Below are 18,506 nucleotides of genomic sequence, written 5' to 3'. Positions count from 1 at the left end.
TTTAAAGTTTCAAGTTTCACGTTCTGTGTGCAACTTGAAACCTGAAACCTGAAACTTTAAACAAAAAAACACATGAACTTATTTAACGTTTACCCATTATACGACATCACTCCAGTAAAAGCAGTAGATTGTACAATTATTGACGACAAAGGAGTAGAATATTTAGATTTATACAGTGGACATGGTGTGATTTCTATCGGACACACACAACCTGATTATGTAGCAAAACTTAAAAATCAGATAGATAATTTAGGATTTTATTCGAATGCTATTCAAAATCCTTTGCAGGTAGAATTGGCACAGAAATTAGGAAAACTTTCTGGTCTTGAAGATTACGAATTGTTTTTATGCAGTTCTGGAGCTGAAGCCAATGAAAATGCTTTAAAATTAGCTTCTTTCCATAACGGAAAATCAAGAGTGGTGGCTTTTCATAATTCTTTCCACGGAAGAACTTCTGCTGCCGTTGCAGTTACTGATAACAAAAAGATTATTGCGCCAATTAATGCGCAGCAAGTTGTTACTTTTTTACCTTTAAACCAAATCGAATTAGTTGAAGCAGAATTAGCTAAAGGCGATGTTACAGCTGTAATTATCGAAGGAATTCAAGGAGTTGGAGGTTTAGACCAAGGAACAACTGAATTTTTTCAAGCTTTAGAAAAAGCATGTAAAAAACACGATGTTGTTTTAATTTTAGACGAAGTACAATCAGGATACGGAAGAAGCGGAAAATTCTTCGCGTTCCAACATCACGGAATCAACGCTGATATTATTTCAGTTGCAAAAGGAATGGGGAATGGATTTCCTGTTGGAGCGATTTTAATTTCTCCAAAATTCGAAGCTAGTTTTGGTTTGTTAGGAACTACTTTCGGTGGAAGCCACTTATCTTGTGCAGCAGGAATTGCCGTTTTAGATGTAATTGAAAAATTGGATTTGCAAAAAAATGTAAATGAAGTTTATGAATATTTCTTAGAAAAAATCAAAGAAGTTGACGGAATCAAACAAGTAAAAGGAAAAGGATTAATGCTTGGAGTTGAATTTGATTTTGATGTTGCAGCTTTAAGAAAGAAATTAATCATCGAAAAACACATTTTTACAGGAAGCGCCAACAATAAAAATCTATTAAGAATTTTACCGCCGTTGACTGTGAAAAAAACTGATATTGATACGTTTGTAAAAGCCTTAAAAGAAAGTTTAGAAGAATTAAAAAACTAATTCTCATCAAATAAAACCCGACAGGTTTTAAAAACCTGTCGGGTTTAAAAAATAAGTTTCTAATATTAAAAGAAACAACCAAAAAACAACCAACCCACTTGAAATTATGAAACCATTATCAATTGAAACACGCAATGCGGTTTTGCGGACTATGGCAAAGCTGGTCGAGCAGGAGCGGAATGAGATAATCTTGACCAATCAGGAAGATCTTGCTGATTACGACGGTTCAGATTTAGCGATGGAAGAACGCTTAAAAGTAGATGATAAAAAAGTCGATGAAATGATTTTATCATTAAACCAATTGGCTTCTCAGGAAGATCCCGTTGGCGTTGAGCGTTTTCATTTTACTCATGATAATGGAATAAAAGTCATCAACAAAACTGCCGCTTTTGGAACGATTTTAATTATTTATGAATCTCGTCCGGATGTTACAATAGAAGCGGGAGGAATTGCTTTTAAATCCGGAAATAAGATTTTATTGAAAGGTGGAAAAGAGTCTTTAAAATCAAATTTGAAAATTGTAAGTCTTTGGCACAAAGCTCTAGAAGAAAACGGAGTTTCAAAAGACTGGGTGGAATATCTGAATTATAACAGAACAGAGACTCAGGCATTCTTAGAAAAACCAACTCAAAAAGTTGATTTAATTGTTCCAAGAGGCGGAGAAAAACTAATTGAGTTTGTAAAAGCACACGCAACTTGTCCCGTAATCGTAAGCGGACGCGGAAATAATTTTGTTTACGTTCATGAAAAAGCAGATACAGATTTGGCTTTAAAAGTAATTTTAAATGCTAAAACAGCTAAAATATCAGCTTGTAATGCTTTGGATAAAGTTCTAATCGATTCTAAACTGCCAAATTTTGAAGGTTTTGTTGCAATGTTAATAGAGGCATTAATAGAAGCAAAAGTTGAGGTGATTGTAGATAAATCTTTAGAGAATTTTGAAAATACCAAAACAATTGAAAACGAAGATATTTGGTATGAAGAGTTTCTAGATTATAAAATCGTAATTGGAACCATCGATTCTCAGGAAAATGCCATTGATATGATTAATAAGTACTGCGGAGGTCATTCTGCAGCAATTATTACCAGAGATAATGAAGTTGCGCAGCAGTTTATGGAATCAATAGATGCAGCAGCAGTTTACCAAAATGCATCAACCAGATTCACAGATGGCGGACAATTTGGTCTTGGAGGAGAATTAGCAATAAGTACTGATAAATTGCATCAACGTGGCCCGATTGGTCTTCAGCATCTCGTAACCAATAAATGGTACGTGTACGGAGAAGGGCAAATTAGGTAATTGAGATAATATGAAAATTGAGGCAATTAGATAATTAGAAAATTCTAAAGAAAAAACTTAGAATCTCAGTATCTCAGAACCTTAGCATCTTAAAAAATGAAAAAACGGATTTTATTAAAAATAGGAAGTAATACTTTAACCAAAGAAACCAATCATATTTCGCGGGGAAAGATTGAAGATCTTGGAATACAGATTGCAGCTTTAAACGACGAATATGAATTTATCATAGTCAGTTCAGGAGCAATTGCGGCGGCAAAGCAATTTGTAAAATTGGATAATCAGGATAAAGATGTTTTTGTAAAACAAGCTTTGGCTTCAATAGGACAACCTCATTTAATGCGGATTTACAATGAAAATTTTAAGGATTTGGGGTTAAATACTTCGCAGTGTTTGCTTTCTTATTCTGATTTCGAAAAAGAACAGACCAAAAAGAATATTGTAAATACGATTAATGTATTGGTTAAAAATAATTACATTCCGATTATCAATGAGAATGATACCGTTGCGACAGATGAGATTCGGTTTGGAGATAATGACAAATTAGCTGCTTTAACGGCAGTTCTTTTAAATGTTGATATTCTGATAATTGCAACCAATACAAACGGAATTTATACGAAAGAAACTTTTCAAAATGAAGTTCCTGAAACAATAAAATTGGTAAATGATTTACAATCTCTTGAGAAAGAAATCGGCGATTCAAAATCATCACATGGGACAGGAGGAATGCAATCCAAAATTGAAGCAGCCGCAATTTCAAAAGCAGCCAACATCGAAACTTGGATTGTTAATGGTTTAAATGATAATTTTATTCTAAAAGCATTAAAAGACGAAATTCCGTTTACGAAAATAATCTAAATGAGTCAATTAGAAAATTAGTCAATTAAATAATGCCTAATTATCAAATTTTCTAATTATCACATTATCTAAATTAAAAAAAAATATGAACTATATCTCAATAAAAGACATCAACTCATTATCAAAATGGGTAAAACAAGCGATCAAAATCAAAAAGAATCCGCTTAAAAATCAAAGTTTAGGAAAGAATAAAACTCTTGGAATGTTATTCTTCAATCCGAGTTTAAGAACGCGTTTGAGTACTCAAAAAGCGGCAATGAACTTAGGAATGAATGTTATGGTAATGAATTTTACCAACGAAGGATGGACATTAGAATTTGAAGATGGAGCAGTGATGAATTCTGGTGCTTCAGAGCATATTAAAGAAGCGGCAGAAGTAGTTTCTCAATATTGTGATATTATTGCCATTCGTGCTTTCGCAGGTTTGGTTGATAAAGAAAAAGATTATCAGGAAACTGTAATTTCAGGATTTTTGAAATATGCTACAGTGCCAATCGTAAATATGGAAAGCGCTATACGTCACCCATTACAGTCGTTGGCAGATGCAATTACAATGGAAGAATTCAAACCTAGACATAAAAACAAACCAAAAGTAGTGCTTTCTTGGGCACCGCACCCAAAAGCTTTACCGCAAGCAGTTGCCAATTCATTCGTAGAAATGATGCAGATGCAAAAAGATATGGATTTTGTAATCACACATCCAGAAGGTTACGAATTAAGTCCAGAAATCACAAAAGACTGTAAAATAGAATACGATCAAGACAAAGCGTTTAAAAATGCCGATTTCGTTTATGTAAAAAACTGGAGTAATTTCAACGATTACGGAAAAGTAACCAACAGCGATCCAAATTGGACAGTTACCGCTGAAAAAATGGCTTTAACGAACAATGGAAAATTCATGCACTGTCTTCCTGTTCGTAGAAATGTTATTGTAAGCGATGAAGTTCTTGATGGAGAAAATTCAATAGTAATCGAGCAGGCAAATAATAGAACGTATTCAGCACAATTAGTTTTACAAAAGATTCTTAAAAAAATATAATTTTATTAGGTACAAAGGTTCAAAGTTGCAAAGGTTCAGAGGTTTTACGAACTGAATCTAAACTTTGTCCCTTTGTCCCTCTGAACCTTTGAACCTCATGGAGAAAGTTACCGTAATAAAAATAGGTGGAAACATCATCGATAATCCGACAGAATTAGAACAATTTCTAACTGATTTTTCTAAAATCGAAGGCTATAAAGTTCTAGTTCATGGCGGTGGAAAATCGGCTACGAAAATGGCGCAGAGTATTGGTTTGGTTCCGCAGATGATTGACGGACGCAGAATTACTGATGCTCCAATGCTTGACGTTGTGGTGATGATTTACGCTGGACAAATCAACAAACATATTGTAGCGCAACTGCAGGCAAAAGACAACAACGCAATTGGTTTTTCAGGAGCTGACGGAAATTTAATTCAGTCAACAAAAAGAAATCACCCAACAATCGATTACGGATTTGTAGGCGATGTAAAACAAGTGAATACCAAGTTATTGGCTACATTATTAGAAGCTGGAGTTGTGCCCGTTTTCTGCGCCATCACGCACGATAAAAACGGACAATTGTTAAACACAAATGCTGATACCATTGCAAGCGAATTATCAATTGCTTTATCTGAAGTTTTTGACGTTACATTGACATATTGTTTTGAAAAACAAGGTGTTTTACAGGATTCAGAAGACGATTCGTCTGTAATTACAGAAATTAACGAAACATTATACAATAAACTAAAAGAAGAAAAAGTAATTCATTCAGGAATGATTCCAAAATTGGACAACTGTTTCAATAGTTTATCAAGAGGCGTGCAGAAAATCAAAATTGGACATCACAAAATGCTTCAAAATTCAGATATTCCACATACAACGATTACATTATAAAAATGCTGCCACGAATTGACATTAATTTTTACTGTTAAAGGAGAAAATAATTTTAGATATACATCAAAAAGTTTATTTTGATTTTAAATCTGTCATAAAAAAATAATGTTTGAAAATCCGTGTAATTAGTGGCAAAAAAATAGAGCGCACGAGGTATTTTAAATAAATTTGCGCAAGTAAAAATGGTCAAAGGAAAGCTCAAAAACTTTGTTGCTTTGTCCCTTTGAGCCTTTGAACCTTATTAAAATGAAAAATATAGATACGCTTACCCAGGAAGCAATTAGTTTATTAAAAAGCTTAATCGAAACCCCTTCATTTTCAAGTGAAGAAGACCAGACGGCTCTTTTAATCGAAAATTGGTTCAATCAGAATGAAATTCCATTCAAGAGAGAAAACAACAATGTGTGGGCTTTCAACAAATATTTCGACGAAAACAAACCAACACTTTTACTAAACTCACATCACGATACCGTTCGCCCAAATCAGGCGTATACCAACGACCCGTTCAAAGCAATTGAAAAAGACGGAAAATTATTTGGTTTAGGAAGTAATGATGCAGGCGGATGTTTAGTTTCATTACTGGCAACGTTTGTGCATTTCTACGAAAATCAAAATCTGACTCATAATATCGTAATTGTAGCTTCGGCTGAGGAAGAAAGCAGTGGAAAAAACGGTTTAAACAGCGTTTTAAAAAGCTTGCCAGAATTAGATTGTGCGATTGTTGGAGAGCCAACTTTAATGCAATTAGCAGTTGCCGAAAAAGGTTTATTAGTTTTGGACGTAAAAATAAAAGGAACCGCAAGCCACGCTGCGCATCAAAACGATGATAATGCTTTGTACAAATCAATTCCAGTAATGGAATGGTTTAAAAACTATAAATTCGACAAAATCTCAGACGTTTTAGGTCCCGTAAAAATGACTGTAACGCAGATCAATGCAGGAAAACAGCATAATGTAGTACCATCAGAATGTGATTTAGTTGTGGATATTCGTGTAACAGACCGTTATACAAACGCTGAAATTTTGGAAGTTGTAAAAGCAAATGTAAATGCCGAAGTAACGCCAAGATCAATGCACTTAAATGCTTCGTCTATTCCAGTTGCACATGGTTTGGTTCAGGCCGGAATTGCTTTAGGAAGAACAACGTATGGTTCGCCAACGCTTTCAGATCAGTCGGTTTTAAGTTGTCAGTCTTTGAAATTAGGGCCAGGAGAAACATTGCGTTCGCATTCAGCAGACGAATTTATTTTTGTAAATGAAATTGTAGAAGGAGTCGACCTGTATATCAAAATACTAACTGATTTCTTTAAATTATAATTAAAACGAAATTAAACCCGACAGTTTTTTAAAACCTGTCGGGTTTCTAAAAATAGTACCTATGAAACTTTGGGAAAAAGGAATACCAACAGATAAACAGATCGAACAATTCACAGTAGGAAACGACCGTGAATTGGATTTAGTTTTAGCAAAATATGATGCTTTAGGTTCAATTGCTCACGCGAAAATGCTTGGACAGATTGGTTTGTTGACTGCTGAAGAAACAACATCTTTAGTTGATGCTTTAAACGAAATTATTGCTGATATTGTAGTAGGTAATTTCGAAATCGAAGACAGTTTTGAAGACGTACATTCTAAAATCGAATATCTTTTAACAGTAAAACTAGGCGATGCAGGAAAGAAAATTCACACGGCGCGTTCTCGTAACGATCAGGTTTTAGTAGATGTTCATTTGTATTTAAAAGACGAACTAAAAGCAATAAAAGAACAGGTAAAAACTTTGTTTGACTTGTTGATGGAATCGGCAGAAAAACATCAAAACGTTTTATTGCCAGGTTATACGCATTTACAAATTGCAATGCCATCGTCATTCGGAATGTGGTTTTCAGCTTACGCCGAAAGTTTAATTGATGATGTGACAATGCTGAACGCCGCTTCAAAAATTGTAGATCAGAATCCGTTAGGTTCTGCAGCAGGTTACGGAAGTTCTTTCCCAATCAATAGAACATTTACAACAAAAGAATTAGGTTTCGAAACTTTAAAATACAATGCAGTTGCGGCACAAATGAGCCGTGGAAAAGCGGAAAAAACAGTTGCTTTTGCGATGACAAGTGTTGCAGGAACGTTGTCAAAATTTGCAATGGACGTTTGTTTATACATGAGCCAGAATTTCGACTTTATTGGTCTTCCGGCGCATCTTACAACAGGTTCAAGTATTATGCCTCATAAAAAGAATCCAGATGTTTTTGAGTTAATCAGAGGAAAATGCAATAAGATTCAGGCGCTTCCTTATGAAATCACTTTGATTACAAACAATCTTCCAAGCGGTTATCACAGAGATTTACAGCTTTTAAAAGAAGGTTTGTTTCCAGCGATTCAAAACTTAAAAGCTTGTTTAGATATTGCGATATTTTCAATTAAAGATATTACAGTAAAAGATCATATTTTAGAAGATAAAAAATACGATTATTTGTTTACAGTAGATACTTTAAACGAAATGGTTGTTGCAGGAATGCCGTTTAGAGATGCTTACAAAGCAGTTGCAGAACAATTGGAAGCAGGAACATACAAATCTCCAAAAGAAACCAAACATACGCATGAAGGAAGTATTAATAATTTATGTCTTGATGCGATTAAAGATAAAATGAAAGCAGCTTTTTAGTTTTTTGTGAAATGCGAAAAGTAAGCTATAAAATGTAAAAAGGTCATTGATTTGTTTTAATGACCTTTTTTTATGGAATTTAGTTTTTTACTAATTTAAATGTTTTACTTCGATTGTCTATTTGAACTTTACAGACATAAATGCCTTTTGCAAGGTTTCCAACGTTTAATTCTAATTTTTCGTCTGGAGAAACGTTTTTGGAATGTGAATATACTTTTGAACCATTTGAAGAAAACAGATTTACTTCAGCCAAACCATTATCGGAGCTTGAGAAATCAATATTCAAAAGACGATTTATTACAGATGGATAATATTTTAATTCCAGATTATTTTTAACTTCATTTAAACCTAAATTATTGCAGCTTGTAGACAAAACACCTTGAGCAGTAACTTGTAATGTTGCGCCAGCTCCACAAGTAGAATTTGAAATATATCCTCCCACATTAGCAATCGGTAAAATACTATAACTATAAGAAGGTTTTGTTACTGTAGTTCCTGAATTCGCAGGTGCATTCAAACAATCTGTAAAAGCAATTCCAATTGTTCCTCCATCTGTGCTGACATAATTTTTAAAGGCAGTCCCTATTTTAGCAAAATCCGTCCCTTCTACATAACAAGTTGTATTATTACTTCCGCCTCCTAAACCAATGGCTAGCGAACCCGAAACAGACGTATTATAATAACAGTTTAAAATATGAAGTTCGGCATTTCTTGCCCTTGGCATTCTTTCTTTACAGCCTTCTGCCCAATAACAGTTTTTAAAAGTAATGCTATAATGTCCGTCAGACGGAGCATCTGTTTTAGAAGAACCTACTAAATCAGAAAAACGGTGGTCATCGGCTCCGCCAGAACCTCCAGCTTTTGGAGCTTTGAGATAAATAAATTTACACCAAGAGACAGTTATGTTGTCTGCTGTCCCTTTATTGTCAAAATTACCATCCATTCCGTCTTGAAATTCACAATGATCGACCCAAAGATTCGTTGCTTCAGACGTTAGATTATCGCGTCCGTCTACATCGTAAGCGCCAGGGCCTTCAAAAATTAAATTTTGAATGATAATATTATTCGACCCAGGTTTTAAACTCAAAATTCCCGAACCCGCTGCGGTTTGATCTAGATTTACTAATCTGGCACCCGGAAGTCCGATTATAGTTTTGTCATTTACCAGTAAACTTGTATACGTGCAGTTAATAGTTCCTGAAACTAAAATAACTTGCGGAGTGGTTAATTTTAGCTTTGCTGTTAAATCTGCTAAAGTAGTCACAGTAACAGGCGAAGCGCTTCCTCCGCCAGTTGTAGAAGCTCCAAATCCTTCAGGAGAACTCATGAAATAATTTTGAGCAAACAGAAAAGAGCAAGGCAGGAGCAATGCTAATAGAATAAGTTTTGTTTTCATTTAAGCGTGGTTTTTGTGGTTTAATAGTTTAATGTAATCGATTGCACAAATGTATAAGATTCAGATTAATTTCAAATTAATTTCTCAAATATTTATATTTTAAAGTTTTGATTTATAGAATTATAAATGTTGTTTTTACACTAATAAATTGTAAAATGATTTCATGGATATATTTAGAAAAAGGGTAAAGGCTTTAAAATAAAAGCAGAATTTTCATGCTAAATACATATATTTGATGTGCCAGTTTAAATTACACTAATGGAAAAATTCAAAGAACAGTCTGCTTTTCATCTTTTTGAAAAAGGTTTAATTACAGAGAATCAGTTTGAAGAAGTGAAAAACTATCGGAGTCTGAATATCTTTTCGCTAAACGCAGAATTAAAGTTATTTCTTTATTTATCAGTATTGCTGTTTACTTCAGGAATTGGAGTTTTAATTTATGAAAATATTGATACCATAGGGCATATTGCGATTCTATCATTGCTTTTAATTGTGATTGCGGTGTGCTTTTTTTATTGTTTTAAACATTCTAAAGGCTTTCAGAAAGAAGAAACAACTTTTGAGCATCCCGTTTTAGAATATTTGGTTTTGGCGGGCAATATCTTGACTTGTATTTTCATCGGATATCTTCAATTTCAGTATAAACCTTTTGGTGAACATTACGGATTAGCAACTTTGGTTCCAACTGTAGTAAGTTTCTTTTGCGCTTATTATTTTGATAATAGAAGTGTTTTAACCATTGCCATTACAGGTTTAGCGGCCTATGTGGGACTTTCGGTTACGCCTCAAGATATTTTTAATGACAGTAATAACTTGTATGCAAGTCAAAGTTTGAGCTATTCTGCAGTTATGTTAGGAGTTTTATTGGTCTTATGGACAATCTACAGTAGCCGAATTTCACTCAAAACCCATTTTGGTTTAGTTTTTCTCACTTTTGCATTGCATATAATAAGTGTCGCTGCAATCAGTAATCTGACAAGTTATGACACCTTAAATTGGATGATTTTTGCTCTAATTTTAGGAGGTTCAACTTATTATTTTTATAAGGTCAGTTATCAATATAAAGCAATGTCTTTGTATGTTTTTATGATTATTTATGCTTACATCGGAGGAAATATTGTTTTGTTTAGGGTTTTTGAAAACGTTGATTTCTCTGATATTTGGGAACTATTGGTTTTCATGCTACCGGCTTACTTTGTTGGTTCGATTGTAATGTTTATTAGATTGATTAAAAAATTTCATAAAGAAATAGCAGAATGATTGTATACGATAAAAAGAAGTTAGATAACGAAGTTTTAATTGATGAAGCAGGCGCTTTGTACACAGGAGGTTTTATCAGTAAAGAACAAAAGAAGTTTATAGAAAAAGAGTTACCAGTTTTAAAAAGCCAAAATAATATTTTAGTTCGAATAGGGTTCTTTTTATTAGGATGTTTGTTATACGGATCAATTTGTGGCGCAATTTCTTTATTTGGTTTAAGCGACGAGCATGTTTTTCTTCAAATCTGCTGTTATATTTTTGCCGTTGTTGGATTTGCAGGAGTAGAATTACTTGCAAATCAGGAGTATCATAATCACGGTTTAGACGATGCTTTTATATTGAATGCACTTTTATGTTTAGGTGCGGCGGTAGCGATAACAACAGAAGGTTATGAAGCGGTAATTGCATTTTTTGTGGCAATTGGATCTCTTTTTATGTTTCTTAGGTATTTGCACGTGCTATCAATGCTTGTTTTTTGCATTTCGGCTACTGCTTTTTTGTTTTTCGAAATGTTTGAATTTGGAGATATCGGAAAAGCTATTCTGCCATTTGTTGCCATGATTTTTGCGGGAGTTTTTTATTTCCTTACAAGAAAAATGATTAATGCTTTAAAAGAAAGTTATTATTATAATGGATTGTTATTGGCAAATAGTTTTTGTTTGGCTTTATTTTATCTTTCTTGTAATTATTTGGTGGTAAGAGAACTTTCAGCAGAACTTTTAGGGACTGAAATAAAACCTGGAACAGATATTCCGTTTGCGTTTTTCTTTTATGCTTTTACTTTTATTGTTCCTATTATTTATTTGGTGCAAGCTTTAAGAACAAAAGACCGAATAATGCTTTGGACGAGCTTTTTAGCGATTGCTTTTTCAATCTATACAATTCGATTTTATCATTCCGTTTTGCCAATAGAAGTTGCGCTTACACTTGGAGGTGCAGTTTTGTTTGGAATGGCTTATTTTTCAATTAAAAAATTAAAAGAAAAAGAAACGGGTTTAACTTTTAAGCCTGATAGAATCAATCAGTCAGATGCATTTTTAAATGCCGAAGCTTTAGTAGTTGCCTCAGCTTTCGGAATGAAACCAGAAGTAAAACCACAAGATTCTCCAATGGAATTCGGAGGAGGAGGTTTTAGCGGCGGAGGATCTGGAGAAAGTTTTTAAATTATTTTGCCACAGATTAAATAGATTAAAATGATTTTCTAATCTTGGTCAAGTCGCCACGAATTACACAAATTTCCACGAATTATTTTTTTGCAGTTTCCGAAGCAAAAATTTTTAAAATATATAATTCGTGGAAATTTGTGTAATTCGTGGCGAAGAAAAAAAATCCTTTTAATCTATTTAATCTGTGGCTAAAAAAAACTATACTTTACTTTTCAATGTTTCGGCATCAATATCACTATGCGAAACATCATAAATCGCTTTTCCGTTTTTAATTAAAATCAATTGTGGAGATTCGTGATATACTCCAAATCTGCTTGCAATTTCATTCGAAATGTCTCTATGAGCTATCAGATCCAAAAAGTAAGCGTCAACAACTCCTTCAAGATCAAATTCTCTTTCAAATTGTTTTAATGCCATACGGCTAATGCTGCATCTTGTGCTATGTTTGAAAATTACAACTGGTCTTTCTTGAGAAATGGCTTCGATTTCCATTAATTGAAGCATATCCGTTAATTCTGTCCAGTTTACTTTGCTTTTTGCTGCTTCTGAGTTCTCTGAACTTCCGAAGATTGAATTAAAAAAACTCATATTTGGCTTGTTTTATGACTTTTTGACGTGTTAAATCAGGAAAATTTTGATTTTTACTGTCGTTTTGTCTGTTTTTGTGCTATGGAATATAATTTGTCTATTTCAATGCAAAGTTAAATTATTTGAGCTAAAGATTTACCTCAATAAATCGTAACTTTAATCTTATAAAATGTCAAACAAATTAAATCAATCAAAATCGTAAAAATATGAATATAAATAAGTTTACTATTAAATCGCAGGAAGCCATACAGTTGTCGCAACAATTAGCACAGCGAAATGGCCAGCAGCAAATTGAAAATGAACACATTTTCAAAGCCATTTTTGAAGTTGATGAAAACGTAGCGCCGTTTATTTTGAAAAAATTAAATGTAAATGTGCCTTTGTTTCTTCAAATTTTGGATAGTACAATACAGAGTTTTCCAAAAGTTTCCGGAGGAGACGTAATGCTTTCCAGAGACGCCAATAAAGCTTTGAACGAAGCAGAGATTATCGCACAAAAAATGAACGACGAATACGTTTCGATCGAGCATTTAATTTTAGCCATTTTTGACTCAAAAAGTAAAGTTTCTCAGATTTTAAAAGATCAAGGAGTTACAGGAAAAGGTTTGAAAGCGGCTATTGAAGAATTAAGAAAAGGAGAAAGAGTAACATCGGCTTCAGCAGAAGAAACGTATAATTCGCTAAATAAATTTGCTAAAAACTTAAACGAATTAGCAAGAACAGGAAAATTAGATCCAGTTATTGGTCGTGACGAAGAAATTCGTCGTGTATTGCAGATTCTGACTCGTAGAACTAAAAACAATCCAATGCTTATTGGAGAGCCTGGAGTTGGTAAAACTGCAATTGCAGAAGGTTTAGCGCACAGAATTGTAGATGGAGATGTTCCAGAAAATTTAAAAGATAAAATCGTTTTCTCACTAGATATGGGAGCTTTGATTGCCGGGGCGAAATACAAAGGAGAATTCGAAGAACGTTTAAAATCGGTTGTAAAAGAAGTTACGGCTGCAGATGGTGATATCGTTCTTTTTATTGACGAGATTCATACACTTGTTGGTGCAGGTGGAGGAGAAGGCGCAATGGATGCTGCTAATATTCTAAAACCAGCTTTGGCTCGTGGAGAGTTGAGAGCAATTGGTGCTACGACTTTAGATGAATATCAAAAATATTTTGAAAAAGATAAAGCACTCGAAAGACGTTTCCAAAAAGTGTTAATCGATGAGCCAGATACAGAAAGTGCCATTTCGATTTTACGTGGAATCAAAGAAAAATATGAAACGCATCATAAAGTTCAAATTAAAGACGAAGCAATTATTGCAGCGGTTGAACTTTCGCAGCGTTATATTACAAATCGTTTCTTACCAGATAAAGCGATCGACTTGATGGACGAAGCGGCTTCTAAACTGCGTATGGAAATCAATTCAAAACCAGAAGAATTAGACGTTTTGGATCGTAAAATCATGCAATTGGAAATCGAAATCGAAGCCATCAAACGTGAAAAAGAAGAAAGCAAACTGAAAATTTTAGGTATGGAATTGGCCAACCTAAAAGAAGAGCGAAACGAAATCTATGCAAAATGGAAACAGGAAAAAGATATCGTTGACGGAATTCAGGCTGTAAAACACGAAATTGAAGACTTTAAATACGAAGCGGAACGTGCAGAACGTGAAGGCGATTACGGAAAAGTAGCCGAAATCCGTTACGGAAAAATAAAAGAAGCACAGGAACGTCAAGATACTTTGCAAAAACAACTGTTAGAGTTCCAATCTGGAAATTCTTTGATCAAAGAAGAAGTTACCAGAGAAGATATCGCAGAAGTTGTAGCAAAATGGACAGGAATTCCAGTAACCAAAATGCTTCAGACAGAAAGAGAAAAACTATTGCATTTGGAAGACGAATTGCACAAACGTGTAGTAGGGCAGGAAGAAGCGATAGAAGCGGTGAGTGATGCTGTTCGTAGAAGCCGTGCCGGTTTACAAGATATGAAAAAACCTGTTGGATCATTCTTATTCTTAGGAACAACCGGAGTTGGTAAAACGGAGCTGGCAAAAGCTTTGGCGGAATATCTTTTTGATGACGAAAATGCCATGACACGTATCGATATGAGTGAGTATCAAGAACGTCACAGTGTGAGCCGTTTGGTTGGTGCGCCTCCAGGATACGTAGGTTATGATGAAGGAGGTCAGTTGACAGAAGCCGTTCGTAGAAAACCATATTCTGTGGTACTTTTAGATGAGATCGAAAAAGCGCATCCTGATACTTTCAATATTTTATTGCAGGTTTTAGATGAAGGACGTTTAACAGACAACAAAGGTCGTTTGGCCGATTTTAGAAATACGATTATTATTATGACCTCAAATATGGGAAGTAATATTATTCAGGAGAAATTTGAAAACCTAAAAGGAAGCGTCGAAGCAGCAACAGAAGCGGCTAAAAACGAAGTTTTAGGATTATTAAAACAAACTGTTCGTCCTGAGTTTATTAACCGTATCGATGAAATTGTCATGTTTACACCGCTTACAGTTGAGAATATTTCAAGAATTGTAAGTTTGCAGTTAAAAAGCGTTACCAAAATGCTGGCGTTGCAAGGCATTACAATGGACGCAACTCCAGAAGCGATTGCTTACTTGGCAGACAAAGGTTACGATCCTCATTTTGGAGCAAGACCTGTGAAACGTGTGGTTCAGCGAGAAGTGTTGAATCAATTGTCAAAAGAAATTTTGGCAGGAAACATAACAACAGATAGCATCATTTTATTAGATGCTTTCGATGGCAATTTGGTCTTTAGAAACCAGACCGCTAAATAATTATTTTTTTTAGTTAATCTTGAAAAGCATCAGTGTCAAAGCTGGTGCTTTTTTTTTGCCGTGAATTCTGAAACTTTTTGCACAATTCTTATAACAATAAATTTTGAAGAAATATCCAATTTTAAATTTATAAAAATCAGCAAATTATTAATTTAAAAATTAAAGTCATGAATAATATTTTCAGAGGATTATTAGCAGGATATGGCGCTAAAAAGTTAGGCGGAGGTTGCTTCGGAACTATTATCGTTTTCATTATTCTATGGGTTCTGTTGGGACAATGCAGTTAAAAAATACAATACAGAAAATTACGAATAAAAAGATAAATTTTGATTGGATATTATTGGGCAGATTAAGCCAAAATGTCTAGATTCGCATAGCTAAAAATAAATTTTATAAAAAATGGGTTCAGGTTTTTTCGCTCTGTTAGACGATATCGCAGCAATTATGGATGATGTTGCAGTAATGAGTAAAGTTGCTGCAAAAAAAACTGCTGGAATTTTGGGCGATGATTTAGCTGTAAATGCAGAAAAAGCTTCAGGATTTGCTTCATCAAGAGAGTTGCCAGTTTTATGGGCAATCAGTAAAGGTTCGCTATTAAACAAAATCATTATTCTTCCAATCGCATTTTTGTTAAGTGCATTTTTCCCAATTGCTATTATGGTAATTTTAGTTTTAGGAGGATTGTTTTTAGCTTATGAAGGAGCTGAGAAAATTTATGAGTTTATTGTTCCTCACAAACATGAAGAATCGGAAGGAATAACTGATGAAGTGCTTACTGAAGAAGAGATTTTAATAATTGAAAAAGACAAAGTGAAGTCGGCAATTGTAACCGATTTTATCCTTTCGGTAGAGATTGTAATCATTGCACTTGGAACCGTAATCGGAAAGCCATTAGTGTCGCAGATTGTTACAGTTTCTATTATTGCCTTAATTGCAACTATTGGTGTGTACGGAATCGTAGCGCTTATTGTTCGTATGGACGAAGTAGGTTTCAAAATGATTCAGCACAGCAAAAAAGATAAAAGTCTTTTAAAAAGTGTTGGAAACATATTGGTGCAAGCATTACCAAAAGTAATAAAAGCGCTAACCGTTATCGGGACAATTGCGTTGATTTTGGTTGCTGGTGGATTATTTGTTCATAACATCGAATTTTTTCACCATCTTTTGCCAAACTTTCCTTCTGTTATAAAAGAGTTCGCAATCGGACTTATAATTGGTTTTATAGTTTTAGGAATCGTAAATCTCTTCAAAAAGATTATTCAAAAGAAAACGGCTTAATTCCCTTTTAAAAATATAGTAAAAAACATCAGTTAACGCTGGTGTTTTTTTTGTTTTAGGAGCAGATCGATTCATTTTCAAAAGAACGTTTTGTCCCGCTATCCACTATATTTTTTGTGGTGAACCCCACCACAAAAAGATGCCGTTTCTATCGGGGCTATTCTAGAGAATTTTTATTTTCATAAGAAATAACGGTATTTTTTAAATGTTTTTTTATTAAATAAGTCATTGATTTACAATGCGTTAATTACGCATCCAATTTTTTTAACATTTCTTCTAAGCAACCTTTGCAATTAAGCCATGTCTTCATAGTAATTAACAATTAATTATTATTTTATATGAAAAGTTTTAGATTAAAATCTGTTTTAGTAGTATTATTTTTATCAACTGCTTTAGTTTCATGCAGTAGCGACGATGATAATGATCAAAAACCAGCTCCAACTACAAAGGCAGCTCTAGTTACAGAAATTAAAGGACCAGCGACAGGAAAAGTAAATGATGAACTAAGTTACGATGTGACGTACACAGTTGATAATGCTTGTGCAGAATTTGATAAAATCTCAGAAGTAACTATTGGATCTGTAAAAGGCTTGCAAGTAATTGCAAAGTATCCATCAGAAGTTTGCACGCAGCAAGTGCCTGAACCAAAGAAAACCGTTTATAAATTTAAAGCAACTGCAAAAGGTACTTTCGAAATTAAATTCAAAAAATCAGAAACAGAATTCTTGACTCAAAAGGTTGTGATTGAATAAACAGTCTTTTTAGTTGATATTTTTTTAGGTTGATAAGCCATTTTGCAGAGATTTAAATCAATGTAAGATGGTTTTTTGATTTATATGAAACAATGCAAGTCCATTAGTTGTTATATAAAAGTTATCGACTTTGCCATTCCTTTAAAAAGTACTATTTTTGCACTCTAAATTTTATGTCATGGCGAAAAGAAAGTATAAAATATCGGTTATTCAGTTAAATCTGAATGATGTTGCCGAAAACAATCTTAAAAAATGTATCAGCTGGGTAAGAGATGCAGCAAGTCAAGGTGCTGAGGTAATCTTACTTCCTGAATTATATAGCAGTCATTATTTCTGCCAAAGCGAAGATGTAGATAATTTTGCATTAGCAGAGCCACTTTACAGTACTTCATTTATTGCATTCAGCGAATTGGCAAAAGAATTAGGAGTAGTAATTATTGTTCCTTTCTTTGAGAAAAGAATGGCTGGAATCTATCATAATAGTGCTTATATCATCGATACAGATGGTGCAGAAGCAGGTTTGTACCGTAAAATGCATATTCCAGACGATCCTCATTTCTATGAAAAATTCTATTTCACGCCAGGTGATTTAGGTTTCCAAGCAATCGAAACTAAAAAAGGAACTGTTGGAACATTAATTTGCTGGGATCAATGGTATCCAGAAGCTGCACGTATTACGGCACTTAAAGGAGCAGAAGTTTTATTCTACCCAACAGCTATTGGATGGCATCCTAAAGAAAAAGAGCAATACGGAGAAAACCAATATGGCGCTTGGATGAACGTAATGAAAGGCCATGCGGTTGCAAATGGTGTTTTCGTTGCAGCAGCTAACCGAATTGGTTTAGAAAAATATATTGATGGAACAGAAGGAATTCAATTCTGGGGAGCTTCTTTCATTGCTGGACCACAAGGAGAGATTTTAGCTCAGGCTTCACACGATAAAGAAGAAATCTTAATTGCTGAAGTTGATTTAGATCTTCAGGAAAATGTTCGTCAAAATTGGCCATTCTTCAGAGACAGAAGAATTGATGCTTTTGGAGATATTACAAAAAGAGCAATCGATAAATAATTTGATTAAAATAATATTAGAAAGAGCTGTCTGAAAAGACAGCTTTTTTTTATAAGCTTCGGAGAAGCTAGATATTTATAGAAAAGAACAGACGTATACAAAATAAAGCTCCGGAGGAGCGACATATTCAGTCAGAAAAATATGTCGCTCCTTCGGAGCTTCTTTTATTTGTCTTATAGAAAATTCTATAAATATTTCGCTTCTCCTAAGCTTCATTCAAATTGCAAATTAATCCGAAATCGTTTCATTTAAAA

15 protein-coding genes are annotated in these 18,506 nt (G+C 34.0%); 13 read left to right on the top strand and 2 right to left on the bottom strand.

Features of this window, described 5'->3' with window-relative positions:
* The first annotated feature begins 72 nt into the window (after positions 1–72).
* The 7 genes from ABXT06_RS15435 to argH all read left to right on the top strand — a co-directional run bounded on the left by ABXT06_RS15435 (position 73) and on the right by argH (position 7,939).
* A complete protein-coding gene (locus ABXT06_RS15435; protein WP_354591548.1) occupies positions 73–1,212 on the top strand; it encodes an aspartate aminotransferase family protein in 1,140 nt (379 codons plus the stop codon).
* 106 nt (positions 1,213–1,318) lie between these two features.
* Positions 1,319–2,512 (top strand): glutamate-5-semialdehyde dehydrogenase, encoded by a 1,194-nt coding sequence (locus ABXT06_RS15430; RefSeq protein WP_502909050.1) that lies wholly within the window; start codon positions 1,319–1,321, stop codon positions 2,510–2,512.
* A 96-nt stretch (positions 2,513–2,608) separates the two neighbouring features.
* Positions 2,609–3,367, top strand: coding sequence for a glutamate 5-kinase (proB, locus tag ABXT06_RS15425; protein ID WP_354591547.1), 759 nt, complete (start codon positions 2,609–2,611; stop codon positions 3,365–3,367).
* 85 nt (positions 3,368–3,452) lie between these two features.
* Positions 3,453–4,406, top strand: coding sequence for an N-acetylornithine carbamoyltransferase (locus tag ABXT06_RS15420; protein WP_354591546.1), 954 nt, complete (start codon positions 3,453–3,455; stop codon positions 4,404–4,406).
* A 97-nt stretch (positions 4,407–4,503) separates the two neighbouring features.
* A complete protein-coding gene (gene argB, locus ABXT06_RS15415) occupies positions 4,504–5,280 on the top strand; it encodes an acetylglutamate kinase (protein ID WP_354591545.1) in 777 nt (258 codons plus the stop codon).
* Positions 5,281–5,526: 246 nt separating this feature from the next.
* A complete protein-coding gene (locus ABXT06_RS15410; protein WP_354591544.1) occupies positions 5,527–6,597 on the top strand; it encodes a M20 family metallo-hydrolase in 1,071 nt (356 codons plus the stop codon).
* Between the two features lie 61 nt (positions 6,598–6,658).
* Positions 6,659–7,939: an argininosuccinate lyase gene (gene argH, locus ABXT06_RS15405; protein WP_354591543.1), complete on the top strand. Its 1,281-nt coding sequence runs from the start codon at positions 6,659–6,661 to the stop codon at positions 7,937–7,939.
* A gap of 79 nt (positions 7,940–8,018) precedes the next feature.
* On the opposite strand, the gene ABXT06_RS15400 is transcribed toward argH, so the two are convergent.
* A complete protein-coding gene (locus tag ABXT06_RS15400) occupies positions 8,019–9,335 on the bottom strand; it encodes a pectate lyase family protein (RefSeq protein ID WP_354591542.1) in 1,317 nt (438 codons plus the stop codon).
* Between the two features lie 258 nt (positions 9,336–9,593).
* Here ABXT06_RS15400 and ABXT06_RS15395 point away from each other — a divergent pair, with 258 nt between their 5' ends.
* Complete coding sequence (locus ABXT06_RS15395) at positions 9,594–10,595, top strand: DUF2157 domain-containing protein (RefSeq protein WP_354591541.1); 1,002 nt, start codon at positions 9,594–9,596, stop codon at positions 10,593–10,595.
* On the top strand, positions 10,592–11,758 hold the full coding sequence (locus tag ABXT06_RS15390) for a hypothetical protein (RefSeq protein WP_354591540.1): 1,167 nt from the start codon (positions 10,592–10,594) through the stop codon (positions 11,756–11,758). Before ABXT06_RS15395 ends, ABXT06_RS15390 begins: the two co-directional genes overlap by 4 nt.
* Before the next feature lie 201 nt (positions 11,759–11,959).
* Here ABXT06_RS15390 and ytxJ read toward each other — a convergent pair whose 3' ends face one another.
* Positions 11,960–12,349 carry a bacillithiol system redox-active protein YtxJ gene (gene ytxJ / locus ABXT06_RS15385; RefSeq protein ID WP_354591539.1) on the bottom strand — a complete coding sequence of 130 codons (390 nt, stop codon included), beginning with the start codon at positions 12,347–12,349 and terminating at the stop codon, positions 11,960–11,962.
* Positions 12,350–12,555: 206 nt separating this feature from the next.
* On the opposite strand from ytxJ, the gene clpB reads away from it, so the two are divergent.
* The 4 genes from clpB to ABXT06_RS15365 all read left to right on the top strand — a co-directional run bounded on the left by clpB (position 12,556) and on the right by ABXT06_RS15365 (position 18,252).
* Positions 12,556–15,153: an ATP-dependent chaperone ClpB gene (gene clpB / locus ABXT06_RS15380; RefSeq protein WP_354591538.1), complete on the top strand. Its 2,598-nt coding sequence runs from the start codon at positions 12,556–12,558 to the stop codon at positions 15,151–15,153.
* A gap of 399 nt (positions 15,154–15,552) precedes the next feature.
* Positions 15,553–16,431: a DUF808 domain-containing protein gene (locus tag ABXT06_RS15375; RefSeq protein WP_354591537.1), complete on the top strand. Its 879-nt coding sequence runs from the start codon at positions 15,553–15,555 to the stop codon at positions 16,429–16,431.
* 338 nt (positions 16,432–16,769) lie between these two features.
* Complete coding sequence (locus tag ABXT06_RS15370) at positions 16,770–17,183, top strand: hypothetical protein (RefSeq protein ID WP_354591536.1); 414 nt, start codon at positions 16,770–16,772, stop codon at positions 17,181–17,183.
* Between the two features lie 178 nt (positions 17,184–17,361).
* Positions 17,362–18,252, top strand: a complete 891-nt coding sequence (locus ABXT06_RS15365) for a carbon-nitrogen hydrolase (RefSeq protein ID WP_354591535.1) — start codon at positions 17,362–17,364, stop codon at positions 18,250–18,252.
* Positions 18,253–18,506 lie beyond the last annotated feature (254 nt).

Source organism: Flavobacterium sp. UW10123, from assembly GCF_040538975.1.
Classification (GTDB): domain Bacteria; phylum Bacteroidota; class Bacteroidia; order Flavobacteriales; family Flavobacteriaceae; genus Flavobacterium.
Note: the sequence above shows the minus strand (reverse complement) of the source record. Positions and strands in the feature narration are given on the sequence as shown.

Coding starts and splice junctions, on each gene's coding strand:
- ABXT06_RS15435 (WP_354591548.1), top strand. CDS start 73: ATGAACTTATTTAACGTTTACCCATTATACGACATCACTCCAGTAAAA.
- ABXT06_RS15430 (WP_502909050.1), top strand. CDS start 1,319: ATGAAACCATTATCAATTGAAACACGCAATGCGGTTTTGCGGACTATG.
- proB (WP_354591547.1), top strand. CDS start 2,609: ATGAAAAAACGGATTTTATTAAAAATAGGAAGTAATACTTTAACCAAA.
- ABXT06_RS15420 (WP_354591546.1), top strand. CDS start 3,453: ATGAACTATATCTCAATAAAAGACATCAACTCATTATCAAAATGGGTA.
- argB (WP_354591545.1), top strand. CDS start 4,504: ATGGAGAAAGTTACCGTAATAAAAATAGGTGGAAACATCATCGATAAT.
- ABXT06_RS15410 (WP_354591544.1), top strand. CDS start 5,527: ATGAAAAATATAGATACGCTTACCCAGGAAGCAATTAGTTTATTAAAA.
- argH (WP_354591543.1), top strand. CDS start 6,659: ATGAAACTTTGGGAAAAAGGAATACCAACAGATAAACAGATCGAACAA.
- ABXT06_RS15400 (WP_354591542.1), bottom strand. CDS start 9,335: ATGAAAACAAAACTTATTCTATTAGCATTGCTCCTGCCTTGCTCTTTT.
- ABXT06_RS15395 (WP_354591541.1), top strand. CDS start 9,594: ATGGAAAAATTCAAAGAACAGTCTGCTTTTCATCTTTTTGAAAAAGGT.
- ABXT06_RS15390 (WP_354591540.1), top strand. CDS start 10,592: ATGATTGTATACGATAAAAAGAAGTTAGATAACGAAGTTTTAATTGAT.
- ytxJ (WP_354591539.1), bottom strand. CDS start 12,349: ATGAGTTTTTTTAATTCAATCTTCGGAAGTTCAGAGAACTCAGAAGCA.
- clpB (WP_354591538.1), top strand. CDS start 12,556: ATGAATATAAATAAGTTTACTATTAAATCGCAGGAAGCCATACAGTTG.
- ABXT06_RS15375 (WP_354591537.1), top strand. CDS start 15,553: ATGGGTTCAGGTTTTTTCGCTCTGTTAGACGATATCGCAGCAATTATG.
- ABXT06_RS15370 (WP_354591536.1), top strand. CDS start 16,770: ATGAAAAGTTTTAGATTAAAATCTGTTTTAGTAGTATTATTTTTATCA.
- ABXT06_RS15365 (WP_354591535.1), top strand. CDS start 17,362: ATGGCGAAAAGAAAGTATAAAATATCGGTTATTCAGTTAAATCTGAAT.